Consider the following 6,965-nt stretch of genomic DNA (forward strand, 5'->3'; position numbering starts at 1 on the left):
GCGTGCGCGTAGTCCCCGGTCGTCGCCTTCGACCCCTCCGACGGCTTCTCCGGCTTCTTCGCCAGGTTCCAGACCGCCTCGACATGCGCCTTCACCAGCCCGAACATGTTCAGCGACGCGCCGACGGTGATCTTCTTCCCCGCGACCTTCGAGTCGCCGCCAGCCTCCGTGACGACGCCCTCGAGCTCGACGCGGTGATACACGGACTCGGACGGCTTGTAGTAGCGGAAGACGTCGAGAGGGAGGGTGACAGCGTGGAACCCGGCGCGGCACACATCTACGGTGCCGGGGTGCTTGTAGGTCTGGCCTGCGGTGTACTGGAAGCCGCGGCAGCGCAGATCCTTGTCGAAACCCTTGAATGCGGTGATGGGGGTGCTCATGAGTGGTCTCCGTTGAAGTGGCGGCGAACGGTCGCATCGAACGCGTCAGCCTGGTCGGTGGTGTCGCCGGGGTTACGGTGGGCAGTGGTCCCACACGGGCACGAGAAGTCAGCGGTCACGAGGTCGCCTCCGGTTCGATCCGCTTGATCGCCTTCGTGCACTTTGAGCAGGACAGGACGATGTACCCGGACAACCAGTAGGTGCGGCACTTGCCGGAGCATGGGCGGACCTCGTGCTCGGGTCCGTCCGCCTGTGCACGGAAGATGATGGGTGAGCCGACACGAGGCTTCGGGGCGCGGGCGGTCATGAGCGCACCCACTTCGGGACCGGGCGCTCCGCGATGAAGATGCGGTCTGGATTGCCCTTTGCTCGCGCCTCCTCGATGCGGTAGAGCTCGAGGTCCGCATTGAGGTGCTCGCGCACGACTGTCGTGTAGTCGGCTAGCTGGGTGATCGCACCGTTCTCCGACTCTGCCGCGATCGTGTACTCCATGCGGGCAGCGTCGGTGACCGTCCCGTACGGGCGGACCTCGGCGGCCGGCCGCCAGAGAACGGCGACGCGCGGCGGGGCCGACTGCCACAGGACGGTGTGAGATTCCTCGGCGGGCGGGTCGCCGTTTGTGTCGAGGCAATCCCAGAGACCAGTGACGAGTTTGCGCCATACTTTGCCGCCGCCGTCCATGACAACCGACCGCGTGGGGAGCGACTCGAGAGCTTCCACGTCGGTCAGCGCTTCGCGTACGTCGTCGGCGGGCGGGGAGGACAGGACAGCTAGGGCGTCCGTCACCTCGCGGAGGCGGCGGTGGAGCTGACCCACGGACGGCTCGATATGCATCGCCAAGCATCGATCGGCGTCGGTGATGTCGCGGCGTGCGTCGGCGACGAGGCAGGCGATGTCGTGACAGCTCATGCTTGGGCTCGCTCTCGCACCTCAACCGGGATAGACGCCTGGAAATGCTGGGAGCGGAGCCACCGGCGGGGGTGGTGCTCGGCGTTGTGCCGGTGCGCCCACCGCTGCGCGCGGAGGAACGCCGGCGACAGAATCCACTCAAAAAGGGTGGCGTGGTACCAATCCTCGCAGGCGGGGCAGTAACCCATCCCCAGCGCCTCGTACGCGATCTCCCGCTCAGGGTGGACCGACAGGTAGGGGCGGGCTTCGTCGAACGTGCGCCGCATCTCGGGTGGCATGTCGCGGAATCGGATCGCGCGACGGTTCCACTCAACGCGAGCAGGTTCGAACGTGCGGCGTCTCGGCGGCTCCGGCGAGATTGTCTGCAGGAGCCGTTCGAGTGCCGCGCCCAGTGTCTTCTTGTTCAGGCGTGGGAAATGAGGGTGATCCGTCATGATGTGCCCTTCGGTCAGGATCGAAACGGTGGTGACGCGGGGGCGTCAGGGGTTGGGGGTGATGCGTTCCCGGTCGAGGGAACCGAGAGCATCCGGGTGCGTGTCCGGGATGGTCGCGAACCACGGCACCCGCGGACGGCGGGGGCGCGGCCACACGAGAGCCAGAAACACGAACGGGGACGCGCAGACAATCAGGTCCGCCGAGTTGAACGCGGGCGCCGCAGCAGCCGGAGCAACCAACGCCGCCACGATCACCACGCAGACGGCCAACATGAAACGGATCACGACGACACCTCGCGCGGGACGTACGCAGTGGGCAGGATCTCGTCCACCGAGGCGGGGTACATTCCGTACCGTTCCATCACGACGTCGCACGCGTCTTCCGGCGACTCGGCCTCCACCTTTACCGAGCGGCCAGGAAGAGCGCAGATGAACCGGGCGGTCACGAAGGCACCTCCTCGGGGAAGATGCAGCGACCGGCGATGATGCCCTCGTCGGTCTTGGCGATGTTCGTCAGCGTCTTGGTCGACTGGAAGTAGTCGCCGTTGACGAACCACGCGTGGGATGAGTTGGCGAACATCAGGATCCACACCTCACCTTCGGCCGCGTCGTGCCACGGCTTCGGCTCCGGGTGAGCATCGAAGTACCGGCGCGCAACCGCGAGCACCGTCGCAGGCACGTTCGGCTCGTGGTCTTCGCGATCAAGTAGCCACGAGGCGCCGTTCCTCTCGGCGACGACGCGGATGGGCGAGTACACGCCATCCCAGGCGCCGCCCGAGTAGACGACGAACACGGCGTCCTCAGGATCACGCCACCGGCCGACGCGTTCGTCAGCCTCCGCCTGGAAGAACTCACGCAATGCCTGCACGTCGTCGCCGCGTGCGCTTATGAACGGGTGCGCGAACTCCTTGGTGAGTGTGGTCAGCACGGGCACGTTCGATGCGTCGGTGGTCAGATGCACGGGGATGCCGTTGGATGCGGTGAAGGGGATGTTCACGACGCCACCCCCGACCACTTCTTGCCGCACACGCACCGGTGCTCGCCCTTGTGGGCGTGGTGCAGCTTGCAGACGTGCGCGTTCGACGATTTCGAAGCCGACGACTTGCACCTCGCGGCGACCTTCGGGACCGGGGTCACGCCGTCGCCGTACGTCTTGTCGCCCCACAGTTCGGATGAAGGAATGGTCACGACGCCACCTCCACAGCGGAGAGGACACCGAGCCGCACCCGGAGGCGCTCGAGACCCCGAGCGGTGACCCGAACCTGCGGTGCGACCGGTTGCAGGATCCCGTCATGGTCGACACGGGGAGGCATGGCCCGCTCCGACATGTACCCGGAGTCGATGGTCTTCGCGTACGGGCGCCACCGGCGAGCCTCGCCACGGTAGATCCACCCGATCTCACCGAGCTTGTCGAACAGGCGTTGCGGGCCCGTTTCGATGCCGGCGCGGTTCAGGATCGACGCGGCATCCGCGACCGAGTAGTCCCCCTCAGCAGACGCGAGCTCATCCCACGCCTCCGCTCGGGGGGCGAGGGCGGCAATCTGCTCGTCCTTGCGTTCGATGACACCCTGAGCGGTGACGAGCGCTCTCGCCATCAACTGCTCAGGAGACTCCTCGACGGGGGTGACGTACTCGCCGGTGCGACGAATCGCCGGGAGAACTTCCTCAAACACCCACCGCTCGAACCGGTCAGCCTGCGGGAGGTTGCTGTTCACGACCAGGCGGAGCATGTCCGGCTCCGAGAGAATGCGGAACTCCTGCACCCCACCGGCCGTGCGAAGGGGGTACCGCTTCGCGACCCCCTTGGTGTGCTTCGCGATCGCCGCAGCAGGGTTCACGTACCCGAGGACACGGGCAACGTCGTTCCCGACCCACCACGGCTCCCCGTCGATCACGACCGTGCGCACATCAGCACCATCGAAACGGAAGACAGACAGATCAGCGGTCATGACGCCACCACCCAGATCGCGAGCGCAACCACCGCGAGGGCGGTCAGGACACGACGGGCGGTACGCTTCCGCCCATGGCTGTCCAACTGCACTACTACGGATCCGTCTTCGACCTGTCGACGAAGTACGACGACGACCACTGGACGTACAAGATCCAGAACCATCTGACCGACGCTCGCGACTACCGGGATGGGGCGTGGCTCACGGTCCTTCTTGAGGACGGACGAACCGCGGAGCTTCTCGTCCCGGCCGACGGTCCCGTCGTTGTTGTCCGCGAGAACCGCTTCCAGCTCAACCCCAAGGCCTTCGACTGACGGGACCGCTTTGCGGTTGCGGATGTTGTACTCCTGCACCGCCTGCTCGTAGTGCTGCTCCGGGGAGGTGAGTCCGGTCGCCATCATGCGGCGACGGTCACGGCACGGTCCGCACATCGTCGTGGTCCCGAACGGGTGCGATGCGCAGAACGGGGTGGGGGCGGTCATGATGCCACCTCCGGCTTCTCGGCGCGAGCGATGTCGACCTTCAGCGCGGCGATCATGCGCTGCAGCTCGACGACGCGGGAGACGTTCGAGTCAGACAACGACGCCAGGCGGGCGCGGTCGATCGACCGGTGCGTGTTGCCGCCGACGGCGGCGCGGTCGTCGACCGTGGAGCGGGTGCGGCGGGCGTACTCCGCCTCGACACGCTCAAGCTGCGCTCGCATCTGCGGGAGGCGGGGGACGTTCCGTGCACGCCAGGCGGCTTCGGCGCGAGCGTTCGACGCCTTGGTCTTCGCGAGCCGCTTCTCGGCGCGTGCACGCTCGATCGGCAAGTGCTTGTCGCAGAAGCGGTAGATCGAGGTCACCTCAGCACGGCACATGCGGCCCTTGCTGTCAGACCCGATCCAGTACTCGCACAGGCGGAGCACGGTTGCGGCGGTGGGGGCGGTCATGATGCCACCGCCCACTGATCCATGTAGGCGTCGAGGTCTTCGCGGAAGACGATGACGTCTTTGCTCTTCTCGCTGTCCTTGCGCGCGATGAGCTTGTTGTCGCGGATAGCCTTCGCGATCTTGTACACGCTGACGCCGGCGTACTCGGCTGCTTCTTCGCGGCTGAATCCGCGCTTGATCGAGGTAGTCACTTGTCGTCCACTCCGAAGTCGGATGGGCGCTTGCCGGTGACAGCCGCGAGTCTGCGGAGTTCGTTGACGGTGAACTCGTCGCCGGTTCCCTGCAGTCTGCGGTGGAGGGTGGTCAGGGGAATGCCGGAGTCGGTGGCGGCGGTGCGCAGCGATCCGACAGATTCGTCGATCGCGGCTCTGACCGCCTCAGCCACGGTGCCCCGGGTCGCGGTGTGTTCCATACGGGTCAGATTACATCTGCCCCATTCGGAACACAAGTAGGGATGACGAATCCGCCGGGTTTAATGTGTTCCGTATGGAAAACGACGAGACCGACGACGCCTACAACAAGGCCGTCGCCCAGATCCTCCGAAACCGGAAGGAGGATATGGGTATCAGCTTCGACGCTCTCGCCGAGCAGTCAGGACTACCTCGCTCGACTGTCTCCCGCGTCATCTACGGCAGCCGCGACATCAAGGTCTACGCGCTGCGGCGGATCACTGCGGTACTCGAGATGTCCGCCACCGACGTGCTCGACGAGGCCGACAAGATCGTCACCAAATGAGCGGCTGTGCTCTGTCCGGCTTGGCGCGCGCTCAGCCACAGCTCCGTCACGGTCATCTGGTCAGTGGCCCCGTTGCCCATATCTTCTCCCGAGCTTCGAATCAATGTTCGAACACCGTACTCGACACCCCCGACATCGGAGCCGGACGTCCGGAAACCGCTGGGGTACACCTTCGGGTACACCAAAGGGGAGCCGATTCCTCGACTCCCCTTGTGTTTACTGTGCCCCCGACAGGAATCGAACCTGCGACCTTTGGTACCGGAAACCAACGCTCTATCCCCTGAGCTACGGAGGCGGACGGTCAAGGTTATCACCGCGCCACGACCGCCCCCGACGCCGCGGGGCCGGAGCGACCCGCGCGGCGCCGGGGCGCGGCATCCGGATCACTCGTCGCCGATGACGCCGATCCCGGTCGCCTGGTGGTCGACGTTCGGGTCGTCCTTCGTCGGGGCCTTCGACGCCTCGTCGGGGTCGTTCTCCTGGCTCGGCTTGACCGTGGGGTCGTCGCCGAGGTCGGCCGCGTCGTCGGCGGGTGCGGAGTTTTGGGGGTCGCTCATGGCATTCCTCTCGTCGCGTGTGCGTCCAGCCTGGCAAGGAGGCCGCGGGCGCTGCAGAGGCTTGACCGAGGGCGCGGCCGGGCCTATCGGCCGAACAGCGCCCGCACGCGACGGCCGAGAGACGGGGTGAGCACGACCGCGCGGCCGTTGACGTCGACGGTCACCGACGTCGCGCCGAACATCCCCGCGGGGACGGGGACCGCATCGCCGCGGACGTACGCCTCGGCCACGTCGACGTAGACGGCCAGGAGGCGGGCGCTCTCATCTTTCGACGAGGTGGCGTCGACGAGCTGCATACGGTGGCCGGTGTCGGTCTTGACCGAGAACCAGCGCGATCCCGGCGTCGAGACGACCGCCCAGCGTGCACCGCGGGCGAAACGCGCATGCGCGGCCCCGTCGCGAAGGTCCGTGGTCACCTCGAGGTCGGTGTGGGCCAAGGCGAGGATCTCGAGCATGGCCAGAGCCTCCGCCGCGGTGACGTAGTCGGCGCGATCGGCGCTCAAGCCGCCCCACTCGAATCGGCGCTCGCCCATGTCCCTCCCCGAATCGCGTTCCCCGAGCGTAACCCCGGTGAGGAGCGCGGCGGCGGGGCCCGGCATCCGGATCCGAAACCTGAACGGAAGCTGAGAGACCTCTACGATGAGCGCATGCTGACTTCGAGCCCGTCCATCACCGACCAGACCTCGATCTTCGCGCTGAGCGCGACCAACTCGCTCATCGGCCTCGCCGTCTACGTGCTGCTCGTCGTGGCGCTGTGGCGCGTGTTCACCAAGGCCGGGTACCCGGGGTGGCTCGCGATCATCCCGATCGTGAACGTCATCTTCCTGACGAAGATCGCGGGATTCTCGGGCTGGTTCGCACTGCTGTACATCATCCCGATCGTCGGGTTCGTGTTCTACATCATCGTGTCGATCCGCATCGGCCGCGCCTTCGGCCACGGCTGGTTCTTCTCGATCGTGCTGCTGGTGCTGCTGCACATCATCGGGTACCTGATTCTCGCCTTCAGCAGCGACACATACCGCGCTGAGCGCATCTGATCCCGATCGGGATGCCGAGGCGGAGGGCCCCGA

At 66.4% G+C, this 6,965-nt stretch carries 15 protein-coding genes, 1 tRNA gene and 1 pseudogene; 3 read left to right on the top strand and 14 right to left on the bottom strand.

Annotated elements, in window-relative coordinates; genetic code table 11:
* The 8 genes and pseudogenes from P2P98_RS13105 to P2P98_RS13140 form a co-directional block, all read right to left on the bottom strand.
* A pseudogene (locus P2P98_RS13105) lies at window positions 1-380 on the bottom strand (hypothetical protein); the annotation flags it as partial.
* A gap of 303 nt (window positions 381-683) precedes the next feature.
* Window positions 684-1,289, bottom strand: a complete 606-nt coding sequence (locus P2P98_RS13110) for a hypothetical protein (protein WP_275800384.1) — start codon at window positions 1,287-1,289, stop codon at window positions 684-686.
* Complete coding sequence (locus P2P98_RS13115; protein ID WP_275800386.1) at window positions 1,286-1,723, bottom strand: hypothetical protein; 438 nt, start codon at window positions 1,721-1,723, stop codon at window positions 1,286-1,288. Before P2P98_RS13115 ends, P2P98_RS13110 begins: the two co-directional genes overlap by 4 nt.
* A 45-nt stretch (window positions 1,724-1,768) precedes the next feature.
* Window positions 1,769-2,008, bottom strand: a complete 240-nt coding sequence (locus P2P98_RS13120) for a hypothetical protein (protein WP_275800387.1) — start codon at window positions 2,006-2,008, stop codon at window positions 1,769-1,771.
* Window positions 2,005-2,169, bottom strand: a complete 165-nt coding sequence (locus tag P2P98_RS13125; protein WP_275800388.1) for a hypothetical protein — start codon at window positions 2,167-2,169, stop codon at window positions 2,005-2,007. The genes P2P98_RS13120 and P2P98_RS13125 overlap by 4 nt, the downstream gene beginning before the upstream one ends.
* The gene (locus P2P98_RS13130) at window positions 2,166-2,720 is read right to left on the bottom strand and encodes a hypothetical protein (protein WP_275800390.1); all 555 of its coding nucleotides are present in this window, start codon (window positions 2,718-2,720) and stop codon (window positions 2,166-2,168) included. Before P2P98_RS13130 ends, P2P98_RS13125 begins: the two co-directional genes overlap by 4 nt.
* Window positions 2,717-2,911 carry a hypothetical protein gene (locus P2P98_RS13135; RefSeq protein ID WP_275800392.1) on the bottom strand — a complete coding sequence of 65 codons (195 nt, stop codon included), beginning with the start codon at window positions 2,909-2,911 and terminating at the stop codon, window positions 2,717-2,719. The genes P2P98_RS13130 and P2P98_RS13135 overlap by 4 nt, the downstream gene beginning before the upstream one ends.
* A complete protein-coding gene (locus P2P98_RS13140; protein WP_275800394.1) occupies window positions 2,908-3,672 on the bottom strand; it encodes a phage antirepressor in 765 nt (254 codons plus the stop codon). The genes P2P98_RS13135 and P2P98_RS13140 overlap by 4 nt, the downstream gene beginning before the upstream one ends.
* A 74-nt stretch (window positions 3,673-3,746) precedes the next feature.
* Between P2P98_RS13140 and P2P98_RS13145 the strand changes: the two genes are divergently transcribed.
* On the top strand, window positions 3,747-3,986 hold the full coding sequence (locus P2P98_RS13145; RefSeq protein ID WP_275800396.1) for a hypothetical protein: 240 nt from the start codon (window positions 3,747-3,749) through the stop codon (window positions 3,984-3,986).
* A gap of 164 nt (window positions 3,987-4,150) precedes the next feature.
* Here the strand turns inward: P2P98_RS13145 and P2P98_RS13150 are convergent, their stop codons facing one another.
* The 3 genes from P2P98_RS13150 to P2P98_RS13160 are packed head-to-tail and all read right to left on the bottom strand — an operon-like array spanning window position 4,151 to window position 5,015.
* Window positions 4,151-4,603, bottom strand: coding sequence for a hypothetical protein (locus P2P98_RS13150; protein ID WP_275800398.1), 453 nt, complete (start codon window positions 4,601-4,603; stop codon window positions 4,151-4,153).
* On the bottom strand, window positions 4,600-4,794 hold the full coding sequence (locus P2P98_RS13155; protein ID WP_275800400.1) for a helix-turn-helix domain-containing protein: 195 nt from the start codon (window positions 4,792-4,794) through the stop codon (window positions 4,600-4,602). Before P2P98_RS13155 ends, P2P98_RS13150 begins: the two co-directional genes overlap by 4 nt.
* Window positions 4,791-5,015: a helix-turn-helix domain-containing protein gene (locus tag P2P98_RS13160; protein WP_275800401.1), complete on the bottom strand. Its 225-nt coding sequence runs from the start codon at window positions 5,013-5,015 to the stop codon at window positions 4,791-4,793. The genes P2P98_RS13155 and P2P98_RS13160 overlap by 4 nt, the downstream gene beginning before the upstream one ends.
* 74 nt (window positions 5,016-5,089) lie before the next feature.
* On the opposite strand from P2P98_RS13160, the gene P2P98_RS13165 reads away from it, so the two are divergent.
* Window positions 5,090-5,338, top strand: a complete 249-nt coding sequence (locus P2P98_RS13165; RefSeq protein WP_275800404.1) for a helix-turn-helix transcriptional regulator — start codon at window positions 5,090-5,092, stop codon at window positions 5,336-5,338.
* Window positions 5,339-5,560: 222 nt separating this feature from the next.
* On the opposite strand, the gene P2P98_RS13170 is transcribed toward P2P98_RS13165, so the two are convergent.
* The 3 genes from P2P98_RS13170 to P2P98_RS13180 all read right to left on the bottom strand — a co-directional run bounded on the left by P2P98_RS13170 (window position 5,561) and on the right by P2P98_RS13180 (window position 6,428).
* Window positions 5,561-5,633: transfer RNA gene (locus P2P98_RS13170), tRNA-Arg, on the bottom strand.
* An 88-nt stretch (window positions 5,634-5,721) separates the two neighbouring features.
* Window positions 5,722-5,895: a hypothetical protein gene (locus P2P98_RS13175; protein ID WP_193751225.1), complete on the bottom strand. Its 174-nt coding sequence runs from the start codon at window positions 5,893-5,895 to the stop codon at window positions 5,722-5,724.
* Window positions 5,896-5,978: 83 nt separating this feature from the next.
* On the bottom strand, window positions 5,979-6,428 hold the full coding sequence (locus tag P2P98_RS13180; protein WP_275800406.1) for a hypothetical protein: 450 nt from the start codon (window positions 6,426-6,428) through the stop codon (window positions 5,979-5,981).
* Between the two features lie 114 nt (window positions 6,429-6,542).
* Here P2P98_RS13180 and P2P98_RS13185 point away from each other — a divergent pair, with 114 nt between their 5' ends.
* Entirely contained in the window at window positions 6,543-6,932 is a 390-nt protein-coding gene (locus P2P98_RS13185) for a DUF5684 domain-containing protein (protein ID WP_275800407.1), read from the top strand.
* Window positions 6,933-6,965 lie beyond the last annotated feature (33 nt).

This window comes from Microbacterium sp. Kw_RZR3, assembly GCF_029222405.1.
GTDB lineage: Bacteria > Actinomycetota > Actinomycetes > Actinomycetales > Microbacteriaceae > Microbacterium.

Excerpts from the sequence above, each read along its gene's own strand:
- P2P98_RS13115 (WP_275800386.1), bottom strand. The coding sequence starts at position 1,723 with ATGACGGATCACCCTCATTTCCCACGCCTGAACAAGAAGACACTGGGC.
- P2P98_RS13180 (WP_275800406.1), bottom strand. The coding sequence starts at position 6,428 with ATGGGCGAGCGCCGATTCGAGTGGGGCGGCTTGAGCGCCGATCGCGCC.
- P2P98_RS13110 (WP_275800384.1), bottom strand. The coding sequence starts at position 1,289 with ATGAGCTGTCACGACATCGCCTGCCTCGTCGCCGACGCACGCCGCGAC.
- P2P98_RS13185 (WP_275800407.1), top strand. The coding sequence starts at position 6,543 with ATGCTGACTTCGAGCCCGTCCATCACCGACCAGACCTCGATCTTCGCG.
- P2P98_RS13140 (WP_275800394.1), bottom strand. The coding sequence starts at position 3,672 with ATGACCGCTGATCTGTCTGTCTTCCGTTTCGATGGTGCTGATGTGCGC.
- P2P98_RS13175 (WP_193751225.1), bottom strand. The coding sequence starts at position 5,895 with ATGAGCGACCCCCAAAACTCCGCACCCGCCGACGACGCGGCCGACCTC.
- P2P98_RS13145 (WP_275800396.1), top strand. The coding sequence starts at position 3,747 with ATGGCTGTCCAACTGCACTACTACGGATCCGTCTTCGACCTGTCGACG.
- P2P98_RS13160 (WP_275800401.1), bottom strand. The coding sequence starts at position 5,015 with ATGGAACACACCGCGACCCGGGGCACCGTGGCTGAGGCGGTCAGAGCC.
- P2P98_RS13165 (WP_275800404.1), top strand. The coding sequence starts at position 5,090 with ATGGAAAACGACGAGACCGACGACGCCTACAACAAGGCCGTCGCCCAG.
- P2P98_RS13150 (WP_275800398.1), bottom strand. The coding sequence starts at position 4,603 with ATGACCGCCCCCACCGCCGCAACCGTGCTCCGCCTGTGCGAGTACTGG.